The following is a 26,786-nucleotide window of genomic DNA, read 5'->3' on the forward strand; positions in this document are numbered from 1 at the left end:
AGTGCGGACTGGACGGTCGGGCAGGGAGCGGCCTGAGGGCACCGATCATCAAGAGATTGCATCCTTCCGGTGGTCGCGCCCGATATGCGCGCTATCCAAAGTACCGGTGCCGCGGAGCTGTCTTCCTGAGAGTTTTGCTAGGAAATGTCTGTTGGGCCAAGGATTTTGCCGAGTGTTGTGGTGAGTGTTCGCAGTTCGTCGGGGTCGAGTTTGCCGGCGAAGCGTTGGTGGATGCCTGCGAGGTAGCGGGGGGCGGCGTCGTGGAGGCGGGTGCGTCCGGCGTCGGTGATGGTGACGAAGGCGGATCGGCCGTCGTCGGGGTTGGCTTCGCGGGTGACAAGTCCGGCGGTTTCGAGTTCGGTGACCAGGCGGCTTACTCGGGTGCGGCTGAGCACGACGCGTGCGCCGAGGTCGGTCATGCGCAGGGGAGGGACGCCATCGAGTTCGAGCAGGACGTCGTACCAGGCGAGCGGGAGGCCGACGGAGGCGCGCAGGTCGGCGTCGAGTTGGGGCACCAGTTGGGCGTGTACGCGCAGTAGTGCGGACCAGGCGTTGGCTGCTGCGCGGTGGTTGTCGGTCACGGTGCGATCTTACCTACTTGTGTGCGCCCGCACGTATATAGTAGCGTGCACACGCACATAGTTTGGATTCGGAGGAAGGAATCTCATGACCGACGTCATTGCTCGCGAGGAGTTGGCTGCCGCTATCGAGGCGGGTTCGGTGACGGTGCTCGACACGCTCGGGGCCGGATATTTCGAGAAGGCGCATCTGCCCGGCGCGCGGGTCCTTGTCGAGTCCGACGTGGAATCGACTGCCGGGCAACTGCTTCCGGATCGCGGCGCGGCGATCGTGACCTACTGCGCGAACGAAGCGTGCCGGAACAGCGAGAACGTCGCCGTCAAGCTGCGGGCGCTGGGGTACACGAATGTGCGGGCGTATCGGGCGGGAATTCAGGATTGGGCGGACGCCGGGCTTCCGGTCGAGGAGGGCGCCTGAAACCAAGGACTTGCGCCTCTGTCTAGCTGTGCTAGATTCATTAGCAACGCTAGATCTAGAGACGGAGTCCACCCATGTACAGCACAGTCGTTCAGGTTCTCGGCATCGTCGCGGTGCTCGCCAACGCGGTCGTCTACGGCACCGACGCCTGCTACGCCCTCATCACGCGGTCGGTGTACGCGCGGTTGGACGACGCGACGGTGACCGCCTCGGCGGGCTGGGGTCATTACTACGGTGACCGGCGGATGCCGATCATCGGCGCGGGTGGCGTCATCACAGCGGTGTTGACCGCGGTGCTGGCGGCCATCGGTGGTTCCGTCGGCGCGGCGGTGGCCGCGGGGATCGCGGTGCTGGCGTTGGTGTCCTGGTTGGGCATCTACGTTCGCGTGGCCAAGCCGGTGAACACGCAGCAGACCGCCGCCGCGCAGGCGGGGATCACGCCGTCGAATGCCCGTGCGCTGCAGGATAAGTGGGACAGTGTGGTCAATGCCCGGGTTGCCTTGCAGTTCGTCGCGCTTGCCGGTTTGGGTGCGGCCATCGCGCTGGCCTGAGGGAAATCGCTGGAGCGCCGTGCGGTCGACCTGGTCGATCGTACGGCGCTCTGCTGTGTGGGGCGGAACCGTTCGTGATGCGGGAAGCGTTGACCGTCAACGACTTTGCGATGACGTAGATGTGAGATGCCCCTCGGTCTCGGCCTGCCGTTGCCTGTGGCGAGCGGGGACGTGTCAGGATTTGCCTATGGTGTCGAATCCGCTGCCGCCGGTTGCTCGCAGGCTGGCCCAACAGCGCTGGGTCATGCGCACGGCGCCGGTCGTGATTCCGGTCGAGCGCGCCGTTCGGCGCTGGACGAACGGGCGGATGGGCGTGCTGGATCTGGTCGGGTTGCCCTCGATCGAGGTCACCGTCGCCGGTCGCAAGACCGGCGTGCCGCGAACCACCTCGCTGCTCTACGTCCCGCGTGGCGACGACTTCCTCATCATGGGCTCCAACTGGGGCAACCCCAAGCATCCGGTGTGGTCGGCCAATCTTCGGGCCGCCGACACCGCCACCGTCCGGCACAAGGGCGAGCAGTTCACGGTCGGGGTCACCGAGCTCACCGGTGTCGATCGCAAACTGGCCTGGGATCTGGCCGTGGAGTTCTGGCCGGGCTATGAGATGGAATACGAGCTCTCCGGTGGGCGGCAGTTCCGGATTTTCGAACTGCGCCGCAGCTGACCGGAAACTGTTCCAGGCGTGGGTGAGTCGCACCGTTTCTGACGGTGCGGACGTGGCCGCTACTTTGTCGGAGGGGCCGGTTACGGTGGGGTGGTGACCACGCATCTGACGCACTGGGGAGCCTTCGAGGCGGACAGCGACGGTGATCGGCTGACCGCTGTGCGGCCGTGGCGCGGCGATCCGGAGCCGATGCGGCTGATCGAGAATGTGGCGTCCGCGCAGCATCATCCGACCAGGGTCGATCAACCCTATGTCCGGCAGGGATGGTTGGCACGCGGGCCGGGGGCGGTCGGGCGTGGCGACGAGCCGTTCGTGCCGGTGTCATGGGACAAGGCGCTGGAGCTGCTGTCCGGGGAGTTGGGGCGGGTGTATCGCGAGCACGGTGCCGAAGCCGTGTACGGCGGATCCTACGGGTGGGCCAGTGCGGGGCGTTTTCATCATGCGCAGAGTCAGGCGCATCGGTTCCTGAACTGCCTCGGCGGGTATGTGCGCCACGTCAACAGCTACAGCCTCGGGGTTTCACAGGTATTGATGCCGCATGTGTTCGGCCATCTCGGTTGGGTGCTCGAGCGGGCGACGTCGAAGACGGTGTTGGCGGAGCACGCGGAGTTGGTGGTGGCGTTCGGCGGGTTGTCGCCGAAGAACGCGGCGGTGGCACCGGGTGGTGTGTCACGGCACAACACGCGGGGTTGGATCAGTGCGGCGCGGGCGCGAGGCTGCCGGTTCGTCTCGATCACGCCGTTGCGTGACGACATTCCGGCGCAGGCGCAGGCGGAGTGGCTCGCGCCGCGACCGGGCAGCGATACGGCGTTGATGCTCGCGCTGGCGCAGGTGTTGGATGCGGAAGGGTTGGCGGACAAGGCTTTTCTGGACAAGTACACCGTCGGCTACCAGCGTTTCATCGGCTATGTGCGCGGCGAAACGGACGGGGTCGTGAAGTCGCCGGAGTGGGCCGCGTCGATCACCGGCGTGCCCGCTGAGCGCATCCGGACGTTGGCGCGGGAGATGGCGTCGGCGCGGACCTTTCTGACGGTGAGCTGGTCGTTGCAGCGTGCGCAGTATGGTGAGCAGCCGCTGTGGTTGGGGGTGGTGCTCGCGGCGATGCTCGGCCAGATCGGGCTGCCCGGTGGTGGATTCGGGCACGGCTACGGGTCGGCGGCCAGCGTCGGCGAGCCCGCGCGGGAGTTCTCACCGCCGCGACTGCCGCAGGGGCTCAACGGGGTCGATACGTTCATTCCGGTCGCGCGGATCGCCGACATGCTGCTCAATCCCGGTCAACCCTTCGACTACGACGGGCAGCACCTGGTGTATCCCGATATTCGACTGGTCTACTGGGCGGGCGGGAATCCCTTTCACCACCACCAGGATCTGGCCAGGTTGCGTGCGGCGTTCGCCCGGCCCGAGACGGTGGTGGTGCACGATCCGTTCTGGACCGCGACCGCGCGGCACGCCGATATCGTGCTCCCCTCGACCATGTCGATCGAACGCGACGACTACGGCGCGGGGGAGAACGACCGCGTGCTGTTCCCGATGAAGGCGATCACCAGGCCGCACGGCAAGGCGCGTAACGACTACGCCATCTTCGGCGAGTTGGCCGAACGTCTCGGTATCGGCAAGGAATTCACCGAGGGCCGCACCGACGACGAGTGGCTGCGCCACCTCTACGAGGAATGGCGGCTGCACCACTCCGGGCATGAGCTGCCCGACTTCGACACCTTCTGGGCCAGCGAGCACATCGAGCTGCCGGTGCCCGACCCGCAGCAGATACTCGGTGCCGAGTTCCGCGCCGACCCGCAGCGGTTCCCGCTCGGTACCCCGAGCGGCAAGATCGAGATCTTCTCCGACACCATCGACGGCTTCGGTTACGCCGACTGCCCGGGCCACCCGGTGTGGTTGGCGCCCGAGGAATGGTTGGGCGGTGCGGCCGCCGCCGAGTTCCCGCTGCAGCTGGTGGCCAACCAGCCGCGCACCAAACTGCACAGCCAACTCGACGTCGGCGCGTACAGCCAATCGAGCAAAATCGCTGCGCGCGAACCGGTTCGGATGCACCCCGACGATGCCGCGGCCCGTGACCTGCGCGACGGCGACATCGTCCGCGTCATCAGCAAACGCGGTAACTGCCTGGCCGGACTGGTCATCGACGACGCGGTCCGGCCGGGAGTAGCGCAACTGTCCACCGGGGCCTGGTACGACCCCGACCCGACCGACCCCACCTTCTGCCGCCACGGCAACCCGAACGTGCTGACCCCGGACCGGCCATCGTCGACATTGAGTCAGGGCTGCGCGGGTCAGCTGTCGCTGGTCGATATCGAGCGGTATGCGGGCGAGGTGCCAGACCTAACGGTGAACCAGCCGCCCGCCACGGTTGCGGCACAGCACCTTCCGTAACCACGGCCGATCGCCGCGATGCGGTGGATGCGTACTTGCCGTTGATGACATTGGTCTACTGGGTGGCGCGCGCTGTGGAGGACGTGCTTCCGATGGGCAGCGCGAACCTCGCCGCCACACCGGTCAGCGCAGTGGCCGCTGTAATCGGCGCGCGAACAAATACGCGAAGCGATCATGGCGGGAATCTGGGACGTGTGGTGATCCCCGAGGACTTACTACCGGCTGAGGGTGGTGCAACCGTTCTCGAAGGCCTTGCCATCGAATTGCGCCTGGAAGAAGGGGAGGGTGGTGGGGACGAACATGGCACCGGCGAGGAAGTGGTCGGCACCGGGGTATTCCTGGTAGCGGACGGGGACGCCGCGGCGGCAGTATTCGGCAGCGAGGGCGCGTTCGTCCGCGGCCACGATGACGCCGTCACCGGTGCCGTCGGAGTTTCCGCCGCCGAGCAGCAATGGTCCCGTCGGGGTGCCCGTGGTGCCCATTCGTCCCTGCTCGATCATCGGCGCCAGCGCAGGGATGGTCGGGTAATCCGCATACTCCGGCAGTAGGAGCTGCTCGATGCGGAGGCCGGGGAATTTGGGGCCGTCGGGTGCGCACTGGTCGGCGACCTGGGCGAGTATGTGTTTGCCGTATTCGGAGAGATAGGGATCGAGGTCGATATCGAATCCGCGTGCCGAGCCGAGCAGGACGTACGGAATCAGCGTCGCCCATTCCTGTTTGCCGTTGATGTAGGAGACGGTGTGGACGAGGTCGACCGGGTAGCCGCCGAGCGCGGCACCGGCGATGTTGAGCTCGGGCGCGTAGGTCGGCGCCAGTTCGGCGGCATATTCGGTGGCGATCGAACCGCCGGAGAAGCCGGACATGCCGACCGGGGTCGATGGTGCAGCGTCGAGGGTGTGCAATGCGGCACGGATGCTGTCCAGCGTGGCGTTTCCGGATTTGCGTCCGGCGCCGTATGCGAGTTCCGCGCCTTCGTAATCGCTCGAGACGACGGTGAATCCGGCCGCGAGGTAGCCGGCGAGAACCGGCGTATCGGCTGTCGCGAGCGGTCCGCCGCCGCGCAGTGTGTAGGACGGATCGCAGCGAGCGCCGAGCGCGTCGTAGGCGCTCTGGTAGGAGACGATGCGCAGCGGACTCGACGCGGCGGGCGGCCGGATGATGGTGGTCACTGTCGCGGCGGGCTCACCGAGCTGGCCGGTTGTCCGGTACAGCACCTGGGTGGCGTCGAGCGGCAGCTGTGTTCCCGTCGGCGCGAGCTTGACGGTTCGTGTCTTCAGCACGGTGCCCGGTGCGACATCGGTGAGTGGACCCTCGGCGCGATAGAACGGATCTGCCGTCGGCGTCAGCAGCGCGGCTTCAGCGTGGGCTGCTGATCCCGCGGCGAACGACATCGCCGGTAACGCAATCAGTGTCGCGAACATCGCTACCGTCCGCCGCACTACCCGGTTCATTGGTGGAACTCTCCCATTCGGTTGTCCCTCAGTCGATTTCGAGAGTGGGTACCGAGGCTAACCATTGATCTGATAAGTGTCATGACCATATTTATGGTGGACGGGGCTCGCGGTGGAGGAGGAATACTACAAGCGAGGCCAGCGATCACGGGACGAGAATGAGCTTGCTGCCACTGAGACCGCCACAAAGAGGAGCAGCGCCCACCTAGTCGGGATTTGCGCACCCAGCGAGAGTGGACGTTTCGTGTCGGCGGGGAGTCGATAGGGGCGATCGGCTTCTTGCGTGCCGACGCTGCGGGCTGGATGTGGTGAGCTGCGCGGCGTTGACGGGGGATCGGCGGGCATGTCCCACGCTATGACTTGACACGATCTACGTTCGTTGGGTAGAACTTAGATCGTCACGACGAACTAAGTTCGTGTCGATGTTTCGGAGGTACGTGATGCGAGTTTCCGTAGTCGGAGCCGGTCTGGGAGGTCTGGCTCTCGCGCAGGGTCTGCGTGGTGCCGGGATCGAGGCCGAGGTATTCGAGCGCGACCCGGGGATCGTCGCCCGATTCCAGGGCTACCGACTCGTGCTGAACCCGACCGGTTTCCAAGCGGTGCGCAACTGCCTGCCGACCCGCTGGCACCCGCTGCTGGACGAGATCGTCATGGATGCCTCGGCCGAGCAGTTGATCTTTGACCCACAGCTGAACGAGATCGGCAGGCTCGGCGCGGGCCGCACCGGTACCGTCGTCGACCGACAAGTACTACGACACCTGCTGCTGACCGGGCTGACCGTGCACACCGACGCCGCACTCACCAGCTACGACGTGCTGGCCGACCGCACCGTCCAAGCCCGGTTCGCCCGCCGCGACCCGGCCACCGCCGACCTGCTCGTCGGCGCGGACGGGGTCACCTCCGCGGTGCGCGGGGTGCTCTCGCCGCAGACCACCCCGACCGACACCGGCGTCCGATTCGTCATCGGCCGCACACCGCTGACCGACGAATTCGCGGACCTGTCCAAGACCTACGGCTCGAAGATCACCGGCGACGGCGTCAGCCTGCTACTCGGCGCGATGCAGTTCCGCACCCCGCCCAAGCAAGCCGCCGAACAACTGGCCCCCGAAGTCGACCTGCCCGACATCGGCGACTACGTGCGCTGGGCCATGATCCTGCCCCCGCACAGCTCACTCGAAGAGCAGACCGCGCAGGACGCCGTGCTGTCGCGGATGGATGGTTGGCACCCGCTGCTGCGCGCGCTGATCGAGCAAGCCGACCCGGACAACAGCACGCTGCTGTCGATCCGGGTGGTCAAGCCCGGAAAGCGTTGGGCGCCAGGCCCGGTCACACTGCTCGGCGACGCGATCCACGCCACCTCACCGACCGGCGGCAACGGCGCCAACACCGCACTACGCGACGCCGACCTGCTGCGCGGGTGCCTGATCGAAGCCGACGAAGGCCGCCAGGACTTGCTCGGCGCGGTCGAGGAGTACGAGCGGCAGATGTTCGTCTACGGCGACGAAGCCGTGCAAAGCAGCCTCGACAAACTGCCCGCCTTCGCCCCCACGGCGAAACTGTCCTGAACTCGCGCGAGCGCGTATAGTCGGTTCCGACTAATAGGGAGCGACTAATCGTGGTACGGCGCAAGGTCACCAATACGCTGGCTCTGGCACTGCTCGGGCTGCTCATCGAGCGACCGATGCATCCCTATGAGATGGCTGCCACGCTGCGGGAACGTCATAAGGACGGCAGTTTCAAAATCAACTCTGGTTCGCTGTACGACACGGTCGAGGCGCTTGCGCGGCACGGCTGGATCGAGCCGGTCGAGACGGTCCGCGCGGGCAATCGCCCGGAGCGAACGGTCTACGCGCACACCGAACTCGGGCGCGCGGAGTTCGTCTCGTGGCTCGATGAATTGGTGCGGACCCCGGTCGCGGAGTTTCCGAAGTTCATTGCCGCGGTCAGCTACCTGGGCGCGCTTGGCCCGGTCCGCGCGGTCGATGCGCTCGAGGAGCGCGCTCGCCATCTGGTCGACCGTATTGCGGGTGCGGATACCGCACTCGAGGAGACCGTTGGTGCGGGAGCGCCGCGGCTGTTCATGATCGAAGTCGAGTACGTGCGCCATGCCTGGCAGGCCGAACTGGAGTGGACGCGGCAGATCATCGCCGAGATCCGCGACGGCTCACTCGCCTGGCCCGAGCCCGGCACGTTCTGAGGGGGAACACGATGTCTGACCATGCGCTGGATACCGAGGTGTTGATTGTCGGCGCGGGCCCGGCGGGGCTGATGCTCGCCTATGAACTCGCGCTCGCCGGGGTACGTGCGACTGTCCTCGAGCGTGCGCTGGAACCGCTGTGGTGCCGGGGCTACAACCTCAACGCTCGTTCACTGGACCTGCTCGAGCGACGCGGACTGGCCGAGGGGTTCATTGCCGAAGGTCATCAAGTGCCGAACGTACCGGCTACCGGGATCGTGCAGCCGCTGTCGCTGGCGGGGACATGGACCGATCACCCGTTCTCGTTGGGGATCGCGCAGACTCGCGTCGAAGAGGTATTGGCCGAGCGAGCTATCGCGTTGGGGGCCAACGTGTTACGCGGTCGCGAGGTTCGTGGAATCGAACAGGACGCGGAGTCGGTGACCGCGACGGTGCTTAGCGGAGGGGACCTCACCCACCTGACCGCGCGGTATCTCGTCGGCTGTGACGGTGGTCGAAGCGTCGTCCGCAAGAGCGCGGGAATCGCGTTCCCCGGCACCGACGCCACCTTCTTCGTCTTGCTCGGCGACGTCGAATGCGATCTGCCGTACGGACTTTCGGCCGGATCGAACGGGCGCGACGTGTTCGTCATCCCACGGCCGGGCTACGTGCGCGTCATCGTGCGCGAAACGGACCCGCCCGCGGACAAGGACACCCCGGTAACGCTGGAGTTGCTGCAATCCCAAGTCTCCGAAGCCCTCGGCCGACAAACCGAACTGCGCGCACCACGATGGCTGACCCGGTTCGGGGACGCCGCGCGCCTGGCCGCTCGCTTCCGCGCAGGACGCGTGCTACTGGCCGGAGACTCGGCGCACATCTTCCCGCCCGCCGGGGCCATCGGCGTCAACGTGGCGATAGACGACGCGTTCAACCTTGGCTGGAAACTCGCCGCCACGGTCCGCGGCACCGCACCCGAAGGCCTGCTCGACACCTACCACGACGAACGGCACGCCACCGGCCAAGCACTCCTGGCGAACCAGAGCGCGCAGGTCCTGCTCAACGACCGCGAGTCACCGCTGGCCGACCTGGTCCAGCGGGTCGCGGCACACCCGGCGGGCAACCGCGCCCTGACCGAGATCCTGACCGGCCTCGCCACCTGCTACCTCCCCGGCGAGCACCCCTGGCTCGGCCGCCTCGCCCCCAACCTCCCCTTGACGACCACTGACAGCGAAACGACCCTAGCCTCGCTGCTGCACCCGGGCCGCCCGGTGCTGCTGGACCTGACTCCCGAGCGAGCGTTCTCGACATGGTCGGACTCGGTCACCGTGATCAGCGCGGACTGTCCGGCGCATCCGGATATCCGCGCACTGCTACTACGCCCCGACGGACACACCGCCTGGCTGAGCACCACCCCCACGCACGACACCGGGCTGCCCGACGCTCTCCATCGCTGGGTCACCCCCGCGCCCGCCCTCACCGGATCCCCTGCCGGTATCCGTTGATCGCGCCGCAAACGCTGACGACCTCGGCGCATTGATCGCCCGGGCCTAGGCAGCGTGTCCGAAGGTGGTGCCGGCGTCGATACAGGTAAGGGCCCGTACTCAACTGGTCTGTATTCCTGAGGAATTGCGGCAGGCTCGAGTTGACCAACAGCAGGCGCGGGTTGCGGCCGCCTACGAAGCCGCCCCGTCCGTCGCCGGGATCGGCCACGTACGGCAGTCCGCAGGTCGTGGCGAGAAGGAGATAGCCGCGATCGAGAAGCCCCCTTCGATTCGCCTTGTTCACATCGGACCAAGACGGTGCGTAACGCACCCGCTCGGTGGAAAGGCTTGGCGCGCAGGCAATCCCATGCGTAGGCGGCTTTATTGTGGTGCGTCGACGTCCGGGGCGTCGCTAGGCTCGCCCGCATGATTCTTCGTCACGTCGCTATCGACTGCGCCGATCCGTCCACGCTCGCGGCATTCTGGAGCGCCGCCACCGGCTGGCCGCTGCTGGCGGAGGACGTGGACGACGACGAGGCGCTGTTGAGCGCGCACGCGCCGGTTCCCGGGTTCTTGTTCATCCGGGTTCCGGAGGGCAAAACGGTGAAGAACCGGATCCACTTCGATTGGCTGCCCACCGAACGCACCCGCGACGAGGAAGTCGAGCGCCTGATCACCCTGGGCGCGACACTCTATGCCGACCACCGCACCGCCGACGGTCGCGGCTGGGTCACCCTGCTCGACCCCGAGGGCAACGAATTCTGTGTCGAGCGAAGCACATCCGAACGCGGCAGCCAGGACTGACCGCGACACACCACTGGAATGGCCTGTGCGGCGGTGTGATCGGCGTTGACCTCTACGATGCCCCGGTGACCTACGACGACCTCGAGCATCTCGACACTTCCCGGCTGCCGGAGCGGCAGCAACGCATCCTCGCCACCATCCGCGACTGGGTGGTGCGCCAAGGCTACGCGCCGAACTCCCGGCAGATCGGGGACGCGGTGGGGTTGCGGTCATCGTCGTCGGTGTCCAAACATCTGAACAGCCTGGAGGAGAAGGGATTCCTGCGGCGCAGCGAGACCATGTCGCGGCCGATCGACGTGCGGATGTTCCTGCAGGGCGCGGCGCCGCGGGAATCCAACGAGGATTCGGTGGCGGTGCCGGTGGTCGGTGATATCGCGGCGGGCACGCCGATCCTGGCCGAGGAGCACACCGACGACATGGTGACGATGTCGCGTCAGCTCGTCGGGCGCGGCACGGTGTTCGGGCTGCGGGTGCGCGGGGATTCGATGATCGACGCGGCGATCTGTGACGGCGACATCGTGGTGGTGCGTCAACAGAACGAGGCGCATTCGGGGCAGATCGTTGCCGCGATGATCGACGGCGAGGCGACGGTGAAGGTGTATCGGCGCCGCGACGGTCACGTGTATCTCGAGCCGCGCAACCCTGCCTACGAGGTCATCGATGGTGATAAGGCCGCTGTTCTCGGCACGGTGGTCTCGGTGATGCGCCGCGTCTGAGGGGTCGTCGTACGCTGAACTGATGTCGGACATCGCGGACTTCGAGCGGCTTGTCGAGTTGCTGGCCGGTCGCCGGGTGGTGGTGCTCACCGGTGCCGGTGTGTCGACCGACAGCGGTATCCCCGACTATCGCGGTCCAGCCTCGCCGCCGCGCAATCCGATGACCTATCAGCAGTTCGTCGGTGACGCGGTGTTCCGGCAGCGGTATTGGGCGCGCAACCACATCGGGTGGCGGCGAATGGACGCGTCGCGGCCCAATCCGGGGCATCGCGCGCTGGCACGGCTCGAGCGAATGGGTGTGGTGAGCGGTCTGATCACCCAGAATGTGGATCTGCTGCATACGAAGGCCGGGCATCGCCGGGTGATCGATCTGCACGGCACGTATGCGCGGGTGCGGTGTTTGAGCTGTGCCGGGTTGATTTCACGGATGGCGTTGGCCGAGCGGCTCGAAGCGGCGAATCCCGGTTTCGCCGAGGGAGCGACGACGAATGGGGTGGAAGTCGCACCCGACGCGGACGCGGTTGTCGCCGATACCGACAGTTTCCGGATGGTCGATTGTGCCGGCTGCGGGGGAATGCTGAAGCCCGACATCGTGTATTTCGGGGAGAATGTGCCGAAGGATCGGGTGGCGGCGGCGTTCGAACTCGTCGATGACGCGGATGCGGTGCTGGTGGCTGGGTCGTCGCTGACGGTCATGTCGGGGCTGCGGTTCGTGCGGCACGCGGTGAAACATGGGCGGCCGGTGGTGATCGTCAATCGCGGAAAGACGCGCGGGGATGAGTTGGCGTCGCTCACCGTTGATGCCGGATGCTCGAGTGCGCTGGTCGCGCTAGCCGACACTCTCGGGGATGCGCGGGTGCTGGCTGGATCGTCGGCGGTGTAGTCGAGTTTTATCGGGGTTCCGGTAGTCGGTCATGCTCATGCCGCCGAGCGGAGCCGGGGTGGCCGAGAAGTCCGGCCACCGGGCCCCGCGCACCGCGTCGGTCAGGTCACCGTCGCCCTTGCCGAAACGAGTAGCAGTGGGCGCCAACAGGTTTGGCGGTGGCTCCGTGGCCAAATGTCACGGAGCCACTCACTTCAGGCTTCACGAAGCGGGGGCAATCAGCGCAGCGTGGCTTCGAGGATCGAGAATGGACTGGGTGTAGCAACGATACGGTCGAGGGTGAAGCCGCTGCTATCGAGAAGATCGCGGTACTCCTGCTCGCTACGCTCCTTGCCGGTCAACATGCCAAGCATTGTCAGATCGATGGCTTTGGTCAGGTGCGGTTCGTCCCCGTCGGGGACCACGCCCTCGATGATCAGCAGGCGGGCTCCCGGGGCAGCCGCGGCCGCGATCGATGCCAGGATGCGCCGGTTTTCCTGGTCGTTCCAGTCGTGGAGGATGTAGCTCAAGACGTAGATGTCCGCAGAGGGAACCTCGATGAAGAAATCTCCGGCAACCACCTCAACCCGGTTGGTGAGGTCTGCCTCGGCCAGGGTGCCCTCTGCCGCAGGCACCGTGGTAGGCCGATCGAACAAGATGCCGCGGCGCTCGGCGTCGCCGTCACGAGTGAGCAGCTCGACCAATACGCTGCCGTCGGACCCACCGATGTCGGCGACGACGCGTCCCGGCGGGAGCTGGTAGCCGTCGAACATGCCGGTGCGCAGGCTCGAGGTGATGTCGGCCATCGCCTGACTGAACAGAACTTCTCGCTGCGCGTCGGCGCCGATCCAGTCGAAGAACGGCTCACCGAGGTACTTGTCCGAGCCGGGCCTGCCCGTGCGCACACTGTGGCCGAGCTCGCTGAAGGGCAGATAGTGGGTCTCCATCCACATACGAGCTATGCCGTGCAGCGACTGCGGATGCTTCTCCGACAGCGTGGCGCCGACGGGCGTGACAGTGACGTACTCGCCCTCGGTGGCGAAGACTCCCAGCGCCGCCAGCACCCGCAGAAGCCGATGCAACGGCTCACGCTGGGCGCCGGTGCGTTCGGCAAGTTCGGCAACGGTCTTCGGCCCCTCCTGCTCGAGGATCGTGGCCACCCCCAGCTCGGCGACCACGTATATGGCTTGGGACACCTGGAAGCCACCCAACAACTGCACCATCACCGCACTCGGCGGCGGTCCAACAACGATCTCGGTCTCGGTCATCACGCCTGCACTCCTCGAACATATTCGGCGCGGCTCCGTCGTCGCCGCGTTCGCCAGCATCGCTGTGCTGGAACCGACAATGCCCTCGCAGAGATAGTCGTCGCGTCGGCGAAAACTACGTAGATCACGCGGCTAGGTAATTCGGAGGTCCGAGCAGGTGCGTGACGATATACGTGCTCGTGTCGTGGAGTATCTGGGCAAGAGGGAACCCGCGACGGTCGAGTACGCGATCTCACCGGTCCGGAACCCTTACTGCGGCTTCTGCATGGAATGCGTCTCGGCATTCGATGCCGAATATGAGCCGATTGCCGTATGCGGCAGGCTGCTACGGCGGAGTTTCCCTGGGAATCGCCGATCGAATGATTGGGCGTGCGTCTGATGTAAATACGCAGAGAGTGCCGAACGGGGCTATTTGGCGGCCTGGAAACTCTTCCCGTTCAAAGGTATATCGCACAGGTGGGCTTGCGGCAAGGCCCCGTCTGTGCCGCATACTCGCAAGCCCGAGTCGGTGTGGCCGCCGGGCAGCGTTTTCGGGCGCTGACAGAGTTCTGGTGTGAGGTATCGAGAGGGAGAAACAGTGGCTGAGGAGAAAGCGCTGAACGTCGGACCGGCAAGGATCGACATCGCCTATGAGCGCTTCGGCGACCCGACATTGCCGCCCGTACTGCTGCTCATGGGGGGTGGCGCACAGATGATCAACTGGCCCGACCAGTTCTGCACCGAATTGGTCGAACGCGGCCTGCACGTCATCCGCTTCGACAGCAGGGACACCGGCCACTCCACCCACATGACCGCCGCACCGGTCGTCGATATGCCGGCGGCGATGGCCGGTGACCTCGCCACCGCGTCCTACAACCTGTCGGACATGGCCGCCGATGCCGTCGGCCTCCTCGACGCGCTCGGCTACGCCAGCGCCCACCTGGTCGGGCTGTCCATGGGCGGAATGATCGCGCAGACCATCGCGATCGAGTATCCCGACCGCGTCCGATCACTGACATCGATCAGTTCCCGCACCGGCGCCCCCGGCGTCGGCGACGCCGATTTCGCCGCCATCGGACCCCTGGGCCCGCAACCGAACGACCGGCAGAGCTACATCGACTGGCAACTGCGCGCCTCCCGCGCGATCTGGTCGCCAGCGTTCGCGTTCGACGAGACCGCGGTCGCCGAAACCGCCGGACGCGTCTACGACCGAGGACGCGACCACGAGGCGATGATGCGCCACTTCGTCGCCGTGCTCGCCTCCGGCGACCGAACAACACAGCTGCGGACGCTGCACCTCCCCACCCTCGTGCTGCACGGCGCGAACGACCTGATGTGTGACGTCAGCGGCGGCCACGCCACCGCCCAAGCCATCCCCGGCGCGACACTGGTCGTCTTCGACGGCATGGGCCACCACCTGCCCCGCGAACTGTGGCCGACCTTCGCCGACCACATCGGCGAACTCGTCCACCGCGCGGAGGCGACCGCCCGCTGATTGTGAGACATCTATCCCGTTGTATGAGGCGGAATTTCATGGCCCGCGCCAGGGGAGTTTGCCCACTGCCGACGCTGTGACCTGGGTGGGCTGTCTTCGATGGCAGAACGAGTGCGTGACCGTGCCAGTGCAGGCGGTCCCGTTCGCCTTTTCCGTTGTGCGAAGCGGCATTTTATGCCCTCCTCGGCAGGCCGATAACGTCGAATTCATGGAGTGGAGTTTTCAGTCGGCAGAACAGCTTTCGGCCGCTTTACGTGCTGGTGACGTGACCTCGGTGGAACTGACCGAGGAGGCGATCGCGCGGATCGAGCGCGACGACAAGGCGATCAATGCAATCTGCGTGCCGGACTTCGACCGGGCGCTGGCCGCCGCGCGCGACGCCGACCAGGCGCGCGCCCGCGGCGAGGACCGGCCGCTGCTCGGTATTCCGGTGACGGTCAAGGAGTCCTACAACATGGTGGGGCTGCCGACGACCTGGGGTATGCCGCAATTCCGGGACTTTATGCCCGCCGAGGACGCGGTGCAGGTGTCGCGGCTCAAGGCCGCCGGGGCGGTGCTGCTCGGTAAGACCAATGTGCCGCTGATGCTGCAAGATCTGCAGAGCTTCAACGAGATCTACGGCAGCACCAACAACCCGTGGGATCACGAGCGCACACCGGGCGGATCCTCCGGTGGCTCGGCCGCGGCGCTGGCCGCCGGATTCGGCGCGCTGTCCATTGCCTCAGACATCGCCGGTTCGCTGCGCACCCCCGCGCATTTCTGCGGCGTCTACGCACACAAGCCGACCGTGGGCCTGGTGGCCACCCGCGGGATGGTCCCGCCGCCCGCGCCCGCCTTGCCGACCGAGCACGACCTCGCGGTCGCCGGTCCGATGGCACGCACCGCCCGTGACCTCACGCTCCTACTAGACGTGATGGCCGGGCCCGACCCGCTGACGCGCGGTGTGGCCTACGACTTGAGGTTGCCGCCCGCGCGCCACGAGCGGCTCGCCGACTTCCGGGTCCTGGTCCTCGACGAGCATCCGAACATTCCGACCGGGGCCGCGGTGCGGGCCGGTGTGCAGCGGGTGGCCGACGCGCTGATCGACAGCGGCGCCCGCGTCGAACGCCACAGTGCGCTGCTGCCCGATCTGGTCGAGGCCGCGGCGCTCTACCTGCGGCTGGTGGTCGCGAACTTCTCCGGGGGCTATCCCGAGGAGCGGCACGCGCAGATGCGGACCCACGCCGCCGGACTCAGCGCCGACGACCATAGCCCCGGTGCGGAGTGGGTGCGCGGCATGGTGTTGAGCCATCGCGACTGGATGGCCGCCGACATCCGTCGCGAACAGCACCGCCACGGTTGGCGGCAGTTCTTCGCCGAGTTCGATGCGGTGGTGTGTCCGATCACGCCGACGCCCGCGTTCCCGCACGACCACGAGCGCGCGATGACCGAACGCCCGATCGACATCGACGGCGTCGAGTACCCGTTCGCCGACCAGGTCGCCTGGGCCGGACTGGCGACCATGCCCGGTCTGCCCGCCACCGCCATCCCGGCGGGCCGCTCGCCCGAGGGTCTGCCGGTCGGTGTGCAGCTGATCGGTCCGATGTTCGAGGACCGCACCCCGCTGCGGTTGGCCGAACTGCTCGAGGAGAAAATCGGCGGTTTTCAGGCGCCGCAATAGGGCGTGACGACGACCGGCTCGACGGTATCTTCGTCAGCTGTCACTGGGTGACACTTCTCCGATGAGATCGATGGTGGTCGCGCGTCCGCGCGAGCGGCCCCGCCCCTGCGCTCAGGTCGCACAGGGGCGGGGCGCGAAATCGCTACGGCTACCGGGGATTTCCGGCGCGGGCGGGGGTTCCGGCTTCGGTGAGACCGGTCAGGGCTCGGGGGAGCGGGCCCTGGTGCAGGACGCCGAGGCGCTGGGTGGCGCGGGTGAGGGCGACGTAGAGTTCGGCCGCGCCACGTGGACCGTCGGCGAGGATCTGTTCCGGGTTCACGACCAGGACGGCGTCGAATTCCAGGCCCTTGGTTTCCGAGGCCGGCACCGTGCCCGGAACGTTCGGCGGGCCGATCACGATGCTGGTGCCTTCGCGACCGGCCTCATCGCGAACGAATTCCTCAATGGCAGTGGACAATTCGTCCTCGGCGACCTGCCGGGACCAGGGTTGGACACCGCAGGCGCGGACCGACTCCGGGGGGTGGACACCGGGTGCGAATTCGGCGAGCAGCGCGGCGGCGACGGACATGATCTCGGCGGGGGTGCGATAGTTCACCGTCAATGATCGGTAAGCCCAACGGCCGGGAACATATGGCGCCATCATCGTGTCCCATGAGGTCGCTCCGGCCGCCGAGCGGCGTTGGGCGAGATCGCCGACCACGGTGAAGGATTTGCTGGGGCAGCGGCGCATCAGGACTCGCCAGTCCATTTCGGAGAGTTCTTGGGCCTCGTCGACGACGACGTGCCGGTAGGTCCAATCCCGGTCTGCGGCAGCGCGTTCGGCGAGTTCGCGGGTGTCGCGTTCGAGGAAACGGTCCGCCAGGTCCTCGGCGTAGAGCAGGTCTTGGGCGAACAGGTGGTCCTCGTCGTCCATCATGTCCTCGCGGCTCACCATGACGTCCAGCACGCCCGCGGCGTACTCGGCCTCGGCTTCGCGTTCCCGCTTGGCGCTCTGATCGGCCGGTTTGTCGGGGCCGAGCAGGTCGACCAACTCGTCGAGCAGCGGCACATCCGACACCGTCCACGCGTCGCCGTTCGCGCGTGCCAGTGCGTCGTCGGCGCCCGCCGCGCGCAGCCGTTCGGGGGACGAATACAGCTGTGCCAGTATGGTTTCCGGAGTCAGGGTCGGCCAGAGTTCGTCGAGTGTGGCGGTGAACATGGCATGGCTCGCCAATTCCTCGATCAGGTCTTCACGCAGCTGCTCCCATGCCTCGCGGTCCGAGCGGGTCAGCCAGCCCTTGCCGATCCTGGCGATCGCTCGTTCGGTGAGCGCCCACGTGATGATCTCCTCGAACACCGCGCGGGCCTCGTTGTGCGGGCGCCCGCTCGCGCGCGCCTCCTCCCGTGCCCACCCGGCGGTCTCGGCATCGATGCGCACCGTGACGTCGGCCAGCTCGATCGGCACCGGATCCTCGGGCAGTCGCTGCCGATCAGCGACCGCCGCCGCGAGCACGTCGAGGATCTTCAGCGAGCCCTTGAGGCGCGCGGCCCGTGGGGTGTCCTCGGCGGTGACGCGCAGCCCGGGCACGAGCTCGCCCGCGGTCGTGAACACCACATTGGTCTCGCCCAGCGACGGCAGCACGTGGGCGATGTGGTGGAGGAACGCCGGATTCGGACCGACCACGAGCACACCCTGACGTTCCATCCGCGCACGCTGGGTGTAGAGCAGATACGCGACGCGATGCAGCGCGACCACGGTTTTCCCGGTGCCGGGACCGCCCTCGATCACCAGCACCCCTGGATGGTCGAGTCGGATGATCTCGTCCTGCTCGGCCTGGATCGTCGCCACGATGTCGCGCATGCCCGCACCGCGCGGCGCGTTGACCGCCGCGAGCAGCGCCGCGTCCCCACGCTCACCCTCGGCGGGCCGGCCGAGCACCTCGTCGGTGAAATCGACGACCTGCCGTCCCCGGGTGTGGAACTGGCGGCGCCGACGCATGTTCTCCGGCGTCAAGGCGGTGGCGACGTAGAACGCGCGCGCCGCCGGTGCGCGCCAATCGAGCAGCAGCGGTTCGAACTCGTTCTTCTCGTCGTAGAGACCGATCCGGCCGATGTAGGAATGTTCGCCCGAGACGGTGTCCAACCGGCCGAAGCACAGGCCGTTGTCGGCCACGTCCAGTCGCTGCACCATTTTGCCCAGCGCGCGCACCTGGTCCTCGCGCTCCATGGCCGATCCGTCTCGGCCGCGCAACGCCGCACTGTACTGGCCCTTCACGTGCGCGCGTTCGGCGTCGAGGCGCGTGTAGAGTCCGGCCACATAGCCGCGCTCGGCGTGTAATTCGGCTTCGTATCCCTGAGTTGGCATGTGCCCCTTACCTTTTCCCTCGATCGACGATGTCGCGTCGGTCATCCGCACACCCGCACCGCTACTCCGAGGCTTGCCATCCTCGCGCGACAACGACACACGCGATTCGCGACTCCCATTTCCGCAGGTTCTGGCCTCGGCCAGCGAGTATGCGCCACCACCCCGGCCTTGCCGCAAGCCCCCCGATGCGTTATATATTGGATATGGAAAGGAGTTCGTAGCTCCTTTCCCTTTTTGTCCGCTACAGACGGACCACCCTCCTCGTGAAGCCAACGGCATGGCTTCGTGAATCCGGAGGATCAGGTCGAGCACTTCCTCGCTCGACACCGGGGTGAGCGCGAATCATGATCACCGAGTCCGGCTTCGATCGCTCCCGGTTCGGCGTTGTTCAGCGCGGTGGGTGAGCCCATCGAGGATGCGTTGCCAGGCCGGTGACGCCTCGGAGATCCGGGAGATCACCAGTTTCAGGCTCTCGGGCTGCTCGCCTGCTCGTTCGTGGTCGATCTCCCAGGCGTCCAGGTCGTCGATGAGCTGGTCCAGGCGTGGATCGTTGGGATGCCAGTCGACCGATTGATCGCAGGCGAGATACAGGCGCGTCGTCTCGGGGTCATCGAAGCTGGCGTTCTTTTCCCGCACCCGCGCCGCCACGGCGTGCGGGTCCAGTGCCTGCATCAGGATCCACGAGTCGCGCTCGAGTCGCACCCGCAATTCGCTGACCCCCAGACCACGCATCCGGTCCAGAACGGCGACGACCTCCGGGGGCAGGACGAGCTTTTCGCCGCTGGCCAATTCGGCGATCCGGCGGCGGTTCTCGGTCAGCTGGTCGATCTTGCGCCGCAACTCGGCGTCGATATCGGTGATGGCCGAGGCGAATTCGGTCGGCTCGGCACGCAGGAGTGCGTCGATGCGGGCCAGCGGGACACCGGCGTCGGCGAGGGTCCTGATCCGGATGAGATCCACCGCCGCCTGCGCGCTATAGCGGCGGTAGCCGGAGGCATCGCGCTCGGGCTCGGGCAACAGCCCGATCTGGTGGTAGTGGCGAACGGTGCGCACGGTCACCCCGGCGGTCGCCGCCAGTTGGCCGATCGTGAGCACCGTCCTCCTCGTCGTCGCGAAACGTGATCGTGCCGAGTCTAGGACGGGTGGGCTCAGCGGCGAGCCGCCCGATCGATGACGTCGCGGATCGCCTGGACCACGGCGTCGGGGCGGTCGAAGCAGAGCCGGTGATGGAAGGTGTCGGTGAGGATGCGCTGCTCGCCGTGCGAGACCGTGCGCACCAGGGCCGCGTCCATTCTCGTTCTGCCATCATGCATCTCGTGCAATGTCCGCTCCGGCTGGGCGGAGTCGGCGCCCACCACGCTGAGTGCGACGATCGGGACGTCAGGGAGGTCCGGTCCGGCCCGCAGCTCGGCGGCCAGGTCGACCAGCGTGCCGCGCTCGGCGATGCCGACCCGGATCCATTCGTCGCTGGTCTTGGCATCGATCAGCGGTTGCCGCAGGTGCTCCGGATAGTTCGCGAACGACTCGGCGGCCCACGCACGCAGGTCCGGGCGCAGCTGTTCGATCTGCGTCGGATCGGGTGCCGACTGTTCGGCCGCGGCCAGGCTCGCCGAGGCGGGCATGAACTCGTCCCAGTCGCGGTGCAGGCCGTCCAACCAGACCAGTCCGGCCACCTCGCGCGGGTACAGCTGTGCGAACCGGTGTGCGTACAAGGCGCCGAGCGAATGCGGCGCGAGAACGTAGGGGGCGGGGATGTGGTGGGCGCGCAGCAGCTCGCGCAGTTCCGTGGCGACCGCGGCGGCGGTGCGCGGCAACGGCAGGGGATCGCTGTAGCCCGTGCCACCACGGTCATACACCACAGCGGTGCTGAACTGCGAAACCTGTTGCTGGACACCGAAATAGTCCAGTCCGACCGCGCTGGCGCCCGGCAGGAACACCACGGCAGGCCCGCCGCTGCCCGAGCGATGCACGAAAACACGGCGGCCGTCGATCTCCTGGAACCCTCCGATCGGCGGCGCGAGCCGCTGCGAGGACGTGCGGTGGTTGGTCATGTGACAAGCGTCCAACCCTGACGCTGCGTCAGGGTCAATTCCTGCCGTCGCGGCGTCGTTGCGCGAGGGTGTCGGTGGGTATCGGTAGCGTGGCGTCCGTGGAAATTGGGGAACAGATCCAACAGCTCGCGGACCGCATCGTGGCGCTGCGCGACGCCTACTACCAGGGCTCGCCGCTGGTCGCCGACGCCGACTACGACGCGATCGAGGACGAACTACGCGCCCTGATCGAGGCGAACCCCGAGCTCGCGCCCGACCCCAATCCGCTCGAGCAGGTCGGCGCGCCCGCGGTGCTGCACGCCCCGATCCGGCACTCGCGCCCGATGCTGTCACTCGAGAAGGCCACCAAGCCCGAGCAGGTCGAGGCGTTCTTCAACCGCTTCCCCGGTCAGTCGGTGGTGGTGATGCCGAAACTCGACGGCTTGTCCCTGGCCGTGGTCTACGAGGACGGGCGGCTGGTGCGGGTCGTGACCCGCGGCGATGGCACCACCGGTGACGACGTGACCATGCTGGTGCGTGCGTTGGTCGATGGTGTGCCCGAACGGATCGACGTCCCGGGACGGGTGGAGGTGCGCGGCGAAGCGGTGATGCTGCGTTCGACCTTCCTCGCCTACAACACCGCGCATCCGGACAAGCCGCTGATCAACCCGCGCAACGCCGCCGCGGGCACACTGCGGGCCAAAGACCCGGCCACGGTCGCCGAGCGGCGCCTGCAGTTCTTCGGCTTCGACCTGGACACCTCCGCCGACGTCACCGCCGTCGACCTGGGGGAGGGACTGCGGGCACTGGGGGTCGCGGGCGCGCAGATGCGGCTCTGCGCCGACGCCGAGCAGGCCCAGGCCGCGATCACCGCGATCGAGCAGGGGCGCAACGAGCTCGACTACGATCTCGACGGCGCGGTGCTGCGCCTGGCCGACCGAGATGCCTACGCGGCGGCCGGGACTCGCTCGAACTCCCCGCGTGGCGCGCTGGCGTTCAAGTTCGCCGCCGAGGAGAAGACCACACTGCTGCGCGAGGTGATCTGGGACGTCGGCAAGACCGGCAAGATCGTCCCGGTCGCCTGGCTCGAACCGGTCTTCGTCGGCGGCACCACGGTCACGAAGGCGACCCTCGCCAATCAAGAGGTGATCAAAGCCCGCGACATCAAAGTCGGTGACACGGTGCTGGTGCGCCGCGCGGGTGATGTGATCCCGTTCGTCGCGGGCGTGCTCGACGCCGCCAAACGCACGGGCGAGGAGCTCGAGATCGTGCCGCCCACCGCCTGCCCCTCCTGCGGGCAGCCGGTCACCGAGCAAGGCAACAGTCGAGAGTTGTTCTGCACCAACGTGTCCTGCCCCGCACAGACGGTGCGCAGGCTGATCCACTGGGCATCGCGCGCGGCCGCCGACATCGACGCCATCGGTGGAGTGTGGATCGAACGCCTTGCCGAGGCGGGCATCCTGGAGAACCCGTCGGACTTCTACACCCTGACCAAGGATCGCCTGCTCGAATTCGACCGCATCGGCGAAGTCTCGGCCGCGCGGATGATCGACTCGATCGATACCAGCCGACAGGTCGGGCTGCGCCGCGCACTGATCGGCCTGGCGATCCCGATGGCCTCCGACGGTACCGCCGCTCGCCTGGCCCGATCGGGATTCGGCTCCCTGGAAGAGGTCGCCGACGCGGGCGAGGAACGACTCGTCGCGGTCGAAGACATCGGACCCAAGGTCGCCGCCTCCCTGGTCGCGCACCTCACTCGCCTGCGCCCGGAACTCGAGCGGCTGCGCACGGCAGGCGTTTCCCTGGACGTGCGCGAGGAAGACCTGCCCCCGGTCATCGCCGCGGGCGCGCCGCTGGAAGGCAAGACGGTCGTGATCACCGGCGCGATCAGTGACCCGCGCTCCGGCGAGAAAGTCGCCCGCCCGACGTTCCAACGCCTGTGCGAGAAGGCGGGCGCGACGGCGGCGTCCTCGGTGTCGGCGAGCACCGACCTGCTCATCACCGGTGCCGGAGTCGGTGAGAGCAAGCTGACCAAGGCCGAGAAACTCGGAGTCGAAGTCGTTGACCAGGGCGAGATCTGGAACCTGCTGATCGCCGCCAAGGTCGTCTAGACCTCGGCGCGCCCAGCCGAAACGCACGCGCCCGCAACGACTCATCGCCGAGTTCTCGACCACGTTTCGCCAGAGCCCCCGCGACGAACAGCCAGCGCGGGCCGAGGAAATGACGAACAGTCAGCGCAGGGTCGGGGAAATTCGCAGCGAGCGGTCTGGCGGCGGCCGGGCGTCCCCGCATCGGCATATCCGGTGTGCGCACGGTCGGGAGGGTCTCGTATCATGGGGGAGTTCGCGCCCCGAAGAACCCTTCGACGGCGGCATCGGACTTCATGTTCCTTCGGTAGTGGATTCGAGGTGGTGACGTATCTCCCAGGCCAAGTAGCCGTCCGTATTCCCCCACGTCCTGATCTGAGGAACGTGTCCGGGGCGGACGTCGCACTGGCTTGAGTTGCGTCACCCAACCCCCGCAGTTTTCTGTCATCCCGGGTGCAGCTCTGCCGACTGCCCCGGGCTTCGTATTCTCCGGTCCCGGCGTGTTCGACGGTGAGCTCCCCGATTCCTGAACAGGAGTCCGACCGTGAATTCCTCCGCGCTCGACAACGAGCCCGAGCACACCCCTGAAGCCTCCGCCCGCACCTCGTCCGTGGCGTCGTCGACGATGACGACGGCCGCCAGGATCGCCCTCGCGGTCCTGCTGACCGGCGAACTCATGAACATCGTCGACGATTCGGTCGTCCTCACCGCCATCCCCACCCTGCAACAATCCCTCGGCGCCGGAGCGGCCGCCGTGCAATGGGTGACCGCGGGCTACGCACTGGCGTTCGCTCTCGCGTTGATCACCGGCGGCAGGCTCGGCGACCTCTACGGCCGACGCAAGGTGTTCCTGCTCGGCACCATCGGGTTCACCCTGGCCTCGCTGCTGTGCGGGTTCGCGGCCGGTCCCGGCATGCTGATCGCCGCCCGCGTGCTCCAAGGCGGTGCCGCCGCGGTGATGATGCCGCAGGTCCTGGCGACCCTGCATGTCACGTTCGCCGGCGAGAACCGCAGCAGGGCTTTCGGCCTTTTCGGAGCGGTGCTGGCGATGGGCAGCGTCGTGGGCCCGGTGCTTGGCGGCGTGCTCACCGAGGCCGACCTGTTCGGATTGTCCTGGCGGCCGATCTTCTTGATCAACGTGCCCGTCGGGCTCGCGGTGATCATCCTCGGGCGCGTGTTCATCACCGAGTCGACCGTGGCGAAGGCCGACCGGCTCGACCTCGCCGGGGTGGGGCTGTCCGCGATCGCGATGGTGCTGATCGTCTTCCCGCTCACCGAGGGCCACACCCACGGCTGGCCGCTCTGGTGTTTCGCCATGCTCGCCGGTGGTCTGCTGGTGCTCGGTGTCTTCCTGCGCCACCAGCAGCGCCGCGCCGGTGATGCCCCGCTGGTGGAGTTGGCGCTGTTCAAAGTCACGCAGTTCTCCGGTGGTCTGTCCGCGCAGCTGATGATGGGTCTGCTGGTCGGGCTGTTCTTCATGACCTGGACGCTGTACCTGCAGCGTGGCCTTGGCATGAGCCCGCTGCTGGCGGGACTGGCCTTCGTGCTGCTCGCCGTCGGCGAGTTGGCCGGTGCGATGCTTGCGACGAAGACCGCCGGACGCTTCGCGCGTCGACTGCCGCAGACCGGAGCCCTGATCACCCTCGCCGCGATGACGGCCTACGGGCTCCAGATCAGCAGCGGGCACGAGGATCTGAGCTTGCTCGCGATGACCGTCCCGGTCCTGTTGCTCGGGTTCGGTCTCGGCATGATCAGCGGACCGATCGCCGACCTGACTCTGGCGAAGGTGCCGCACGACAGCGCCGGTTCGGCCTCCGGCCTGTTCAACACCGCCCTCCAGCTGGGCTACGCCCTCGGTATCGCCCTGAACGGCCTCGTGTTCTTCGCCGCCACCGGCGGCTCACCCGACGGGGCGCTCAACCGCGACGCGTTCACCGGCGTGCTGTGGTGGGTCGGCGGCACGTTGATTGTGATGTGGGCGTTGATGTTCTTCCTGCCCAGGCGCCCGAACAGCCACGCCGAGTAAGCCGTGCAGGTACTCACTGCAGGTCGGAGAAATGCACGTCGTGTGCCACGGCGGTCACCTGGAGACCGTCGGGGCCAGGCTGGATAGCCGTCAGCTTCGCACCGAGCGGCAGGCGCTGCAACGGCACGGTGAAGGTGAGGGTTTTGCGCAGCATCGCCAGCGACATCGTCGGCCCGCCGACCGCGGACTGCACCGAGACCGGAGTGACCTCGATGCCGTCGTCGGTGGGTGCGACGGTGACGACGATCGTCGCGGGCACCGGGATACCTTCCACCGAGAAGGTCCCGGTGACGCGCAACCCGTCCGGACTGTTGGAGATCGACTTCACCCCCGACGGCGCGTAGCCCCGCACGGTGTCGTAGGGAACCACGGCCGTCGCCGCGGCGGTCGCCGCGACCAGGTTCGACGTGCGGTTGTGCAGCAGGTCGTCCAGCGGCGCGGCCACGTCGGTCAGCGTGACATCGAGGTTGTGCACCGAGAGGTTCTGCTGACTCCAGTCACCGACCCTGATGTCGATGTCGTGATAGTTGCCGTCGAAGGCCTGGGTCAAGAACGGGAAGCCGCCGATCTCGACCTTCGGCTGCTGCGGAAGGTGGTAGTCGGCGGCGATCTTGCGGCCGATCTCGTTCTGCGCCATCCTCACCGTGACCCGGTCGCCGACAACCAGCGCGATCAGCAGTACAACGATCAGTATCAACAATGCGCGCATGCGCTCACCCGCTCAGACATCCCACCATCATGCTGTGCATCGTCGGCGAGCGGCGCCCTCGACCCGTCAGCCCCTCGGTTCACCGCTGGTTCGACAGCCGATTACGGGTGTTACCGGGTCAGGTCCGCTTCAGGCTGCCGACACTCAACGATCCACTCACCGTCGACCCCAGCGACTCCTCTACCGCACGGACGTAACCGGCAGGATCCTTGTCGACCGGCTGGACACCCGCATAGTTGCGCGCCTCGTAAGCCGCGAACGCGACGGCAAGCTGATGACGACGCGGCAGCGCGGCCAGACGGCGGAAATCGGTGAGGCCCTCGCGTTCTTCCTCGGCCATGTGATCGCTGTTGGCGAAGTTCGCCGCCGCGACGGCCGCATACCACTCATCGGTACCGACCTGATGACGCGCCACTTCGGCGATCGCGTCCCTGATCTCGTTGTGGTCGTGGATGGCGTCGAGTGTCTCGTCCTCCACCCGGCCCGCGCGCCGGGCCGCGATACCCACCTGCAGCAGCGCCGGGTAGAAGATCTCCTCCTCCGCCTTCGCGTGCAGCTCGAGGAAGGTCGCCAGCCGGTCCCAGATCGCGGAAAGCACACTGGTCTCCGCGCGATCGATCTGCTCGAGGATCGCGAACAGTCGCCGCTGCTCATGGTGGTCATCGAGGATCAGCTCGGTAATGTCCACAATTCCTCCCTGATACCGCACGTCAGGACAGACTGTCCCTTGACCAAGCATGCCCCTTAGGGAGCCGACGATAACGCACGCGCGGGACCTGGCGTCGCATCTGACGCATCATCGCTGCGTCCGCTCAACGGGGACCAGGCGAATGATGACCGCCCGATGCGACGAATGCCGTTGTGCACCTGCGTATTCGAGTCCGTGCGCTAGGCAGGTGCCAGCCGTTGGAACGCTCTGGCTGACGAGCACGAGGCTCCTGTGAGTCGTTCGAACTGGGGCAGTTCGACGCGCAGCCGGGCGTCCGCCAGCCAACGGGCTATCCCGATCGTGCTCACCGCGCCGTTGCGGCCGCGATCACCCTGCCGTACTTCGAGGCTCGGATAGGGGCTCGCGTCGCGCCGTCCGATGAGACCATTG

Annotated in this window: 22 protein-coding genes; 14 read left to right on the forward strand and 8 right to left on the reverse strand. The window is 67.1% G+C overall.

Translation table 11 applies throughout. The features are described from left to right. Nucleotides 1-137: 137 nt before the first annotated feature. Nucleotides 138-581 carry a MarR family winged helix-turn-helix transcriptional regulator gene (locus tag OG203_RS01515; protein WP_405163830.1) on the reverse strand — a complete coding sequence of 148 codons (444 nt, stop codon included), beginning with the start codon at nt 579-581 and terminating at the stop codon, nt 138-140. A gap of 85 nt (nt 582-666) precedes the next feature. Here OG203_RS01515 and OG203_RS01520 point away from each other — a divergent pair, with 85 nt between their 5' ends. From OG203_RS01520 to OG203_RS01535, 4 genes are all read left to right on the forward strand, one after another. Further along, the gene (locus OG203_RS01520) at nt 667-996 is read left to right on the forward strand and encodes a rhodanese-like domain-containing protein (protein WP_405163831.1); all 330 of its coding nucleotides are present in this window, start codon (nt 667-669) and stop codon (nt 994-996) included. A 74-nt stretch (nt 997-1,070) separates the two neighbouring features. Further along, nucleotides 1,071-1,547, forward strand: coding sequence for a DUF1772 domain-containing protein (locus tag OG203_RS01525; RefSeq protein WP_405163832.1), 477 nt, complete (start codon nt 1,071-1,073; stop codon nt 1,545-1,547). A gap of 187 nt (nt 1,548-1,734) precedes the next feature. Beyond that, nucleotides 1,735-2,211, forward strand: coding sequence for a nitroreductase family deazaflavin-dependent oxidoreductase (locus OG203_RS01530; protein ID WP_405163833.1), 477 nt, complete (start codon nt 1,735-1,737; stop codon nt 2,209-2,211). A gap of 93 nt (nt 2,212-2,304) precedes the next feature. Next, nucleotides 2,305-4,599 carry a molybdopterin-dependent oxidoreductase gene (locus tag OG203_RS01535; RefSeq protein ID WP_405163834.1) on the forward strand — a complete coding sequence of 765 codons (2,295 nt, stop codon included), beginning with the start codon at nt 2,305-2,307 and terminating at the stop codon, nt 4,597-4,599. Between the two features lie 215 nt (nt 4,600-4,814). On the opposite strand, the gene OG203_RS01540 is transcribed toward OG203_RS01535, so the two are convergent. Next, on the reverse strand, nt 4,815-6,050 hold the full coding sequence (locus tag OG203_RS01540; RefSeq protein WP_405163835.1) for a lipase family protein: 1,236 nt from the start codon (nt 6,048-6,050) through the stop codon (nt 4,815-4,817). Between the two features lie 440 nt (nt 6,051-6,490). Here OG203_RS01540 and OG203_RS01545 point away from each other — a divergent pair, with 440 nt between their 5' ends. From OG203_RS01545 to OG203_RS01570, 6 genes are all read left to right on the forward strand, one after another. Further along, entirely contained in the window at nt 6,491-7,615 is a 1,125-nt protein-coding gene (locus tag OG203_RS01545) for an FAD-dependent oxidoreductase (RefSeq protein WP_405163836.1), read from the forward strand. A 50-nt stretch (nt 7,616-7,665) separates the two neighbouring features. Further along, complete coding sequence (locus OG203_RS01550; protein WP_405163837.1) at nt 7,666-8,247, forward strand: PadR family transcriptional regulator; 582 nt, start codon at nt 7,666-7,668, stop codon at nt 8,245-8,247. A gap of 11 nt (nt 8,248-8,258) precedes the next feature. After that, the gene (locus tag OG203_RS01555) at nt 8,259-9,728 is read left to right on the forward strand and encodes an FAD-dependent monooxygenase (RefSeq protein WP_405163838.1); all 1,470 of its coding nucleotides are present in this window, start codon (nt 8,259-8,261) and stop codon (nt 9,726-9,728) included. Between the two features lie 405 nt (nt 9,729-10,133). After that, the gene (locus OG203_RS01560; RefSeq protein WP_405163839.1) at nt 10,134-10,511 is read left to right on the forward strand and encodes a VOC family protein; all 378 of its coding nucleotides are present in this window, start codon (nt 10,134-10,136) and stop codon (nt 10,509-10,511) included. A 65-nt stretch (nt 10,512-10,576) separates the two neighbouring features. Beyond that, the gene (lexA, locus tag OG203_RS01565; protein ID WP_405163840.1) at nt 10,577-11,227 is read left to right on the forward strand and encodes a transcriptional repressor LexA; all 651 of its coding nucleotides are present in this window, start codon (nt 10,577-10,579) and stop codon (nt 11,225-11,227) included. 22 nt (nt 11,228-11,249) lie between these two features. Next, the gene (locus tag OG203_RS01570; protein WP_405163841.1) at nt 11,250-12,110 is read left to right on the forward strand and encodes an NAD-dependent protein deacetylase; all 861 of its coding nucleotides are present in this window, start codon (nt 11,250-11,252) and stop codon (nt 12,108-12,110) included. A 218-nt stretch (nt 12,111-12,328) separates the two neighbouring features. Here the strand turns inward: OG203_RS01570 and OG203_RS01575 are convergent, their stop codons facing one another. Then, nucleotides 12,329-13,357, reverse strand: a complete 1,029-nt coding sequence (locus OG203_RS01575; RefSeq protein WP_405163842.1) for a methyltransferase — start codon at nt 13,355-13,357, stop codon at nt 12,329-12,331. A gap of 577 nt (nt 13,358-13,934) precedes the next feature. Between OG203_RS01575 and OG203_RS01580 the strand changes: the two genes are divergently transcribed. Next, entirely contained in the window at nt 13,935-14,831 is an 897-nt protein-coding gene (locus OG203_RS01580; RefSeq protein WP_405163843.1) for an alpha/beta fold hydrolase, read from the forward strand. 208 nt (nt 14,832-15,039) lie between these two features. Next, the gene (locus OG203_RS01585) at nt 15,040-16,491 is read left to right on the forward strand and encodes an amidase (protein WP_405163844.1); all 1,452 of its coding nucleotides are present in this window, start codon (nt 15,040-15,042) and stop codon (nt 16,489-16,491) included. A gap of 148 nt (nt 16,492-16,639) precedes the next feature. Here OG203_RS01585 and helR read toward each other — a convergent pair whose 3' ends face one another. From helR to OG203_RS01600, 3 genes are all read right to left on the reverse strand, one after another. Continuing rightward, nucleotides 16,640-18,835, reverse strand: a complete 2,196-nt coding sequence (helR, locus tag OG203_RS01590) for an RNA polymerase recycling motor ATPase HelR (RefSeq protein ID WP_405163845.1) — start codon at nt 18,833-18,835, stop codon at nt 16,640-16,642. 348 nt (nt 18,836-19,183) lie between these two features. After that, a complete protein-coding gene (locus OG203_RS01595) occupies nt 19,184-19,930 on the reverse strand; it encodes a MerR family transcriptional regulator (protein ID WP_405163846.1) in 747 nt (248 codons plus the stop codon). Nucleotides 19,931-19,983: 53 nt separating this feature from the next. Beyond that, nucleotides 19,984-20,886, reverse strand: coding sequence for an alpha/beta fold hydrolase (locus tag OG203_RS01600; protein WP_405163847.1), 903 nt, complete (start codon nt 20,884-20,886; stop codon nt 19,984-19,986). Between the two features lie 98 nt (nt 20,887-20,984). Here OG203_RS01600 and ligA point away from each other — a divergent pair, with 98 nt between their 5' ends. Both ligA and OG203_RS01610 read left to right on the forward strand, forming a co-directional pair. Then, on the forward strand, nt 20,985-22,976 hold the full coding sequence (gene ligA / locus OG203_RS01605) for an NAD-dependent DNA ligase LigA (RefSeq protein ID WP_405163848.1): 1,992 nt from the start codon (nt 20,985-20,987) through the stop codon (nt 22,974-22,976). 520 nt (nt 22,977-23,496) lie between these two features. After that, nucleotides 23,497-24,978: an MFS transporter gene (locus tag OG203_RS01610; protein WP_405163849.1), complete on the forward strand. Its 1,482-nt coding sequence runs from the start codon at nt 23,497-23,499 to the stop codon at nt 24,976-24,978. Nucleotides 24,979-24,991: 13 nt separating this feature from the next. On the opposite strand, the gene OG203_RS01615 is transcribed toward OG203_RS01610, so the two are convergent. Together OG203_RS01615 and OG203_RS01620 are read right to left on the reverse strand one after the other, a co-directional pair. Next, on the reverse strand, nt 24,992-25,687 hold the full coding sequence (locus OG203_RS01615; protein ID WP_405163850.1) for a DUF2993 domain-containing protein: 696 nt from the start codon (nt 25,685-25,687) through the stop codon (nt 24,992-24,994). Between the two features lie 118 nt (nt 25,688-25,805). Further along, nucleotides 25,806-26,375 (reverse strand): hemerythrin domain-containing protein, encoded by a 570-nt coding sequence (locus OG203_RS01620; RefSeq protein WP_405163851.1) that lies wholly within the window; start codon nt 26,373-26,375, stop codon nt 25,806-25,808. Nucleotides 26,376-26,786: the final 411 nt, after the last annotated feature.

Source organism: Nocardia sp. NBC_01499 (genome assembly GCF_045040275.1).
Lineage (GTDB): Bacteria > Actinomycetota > Actinomycetes > Mycobacteriales > Mycobacteriaceae > Nocardia.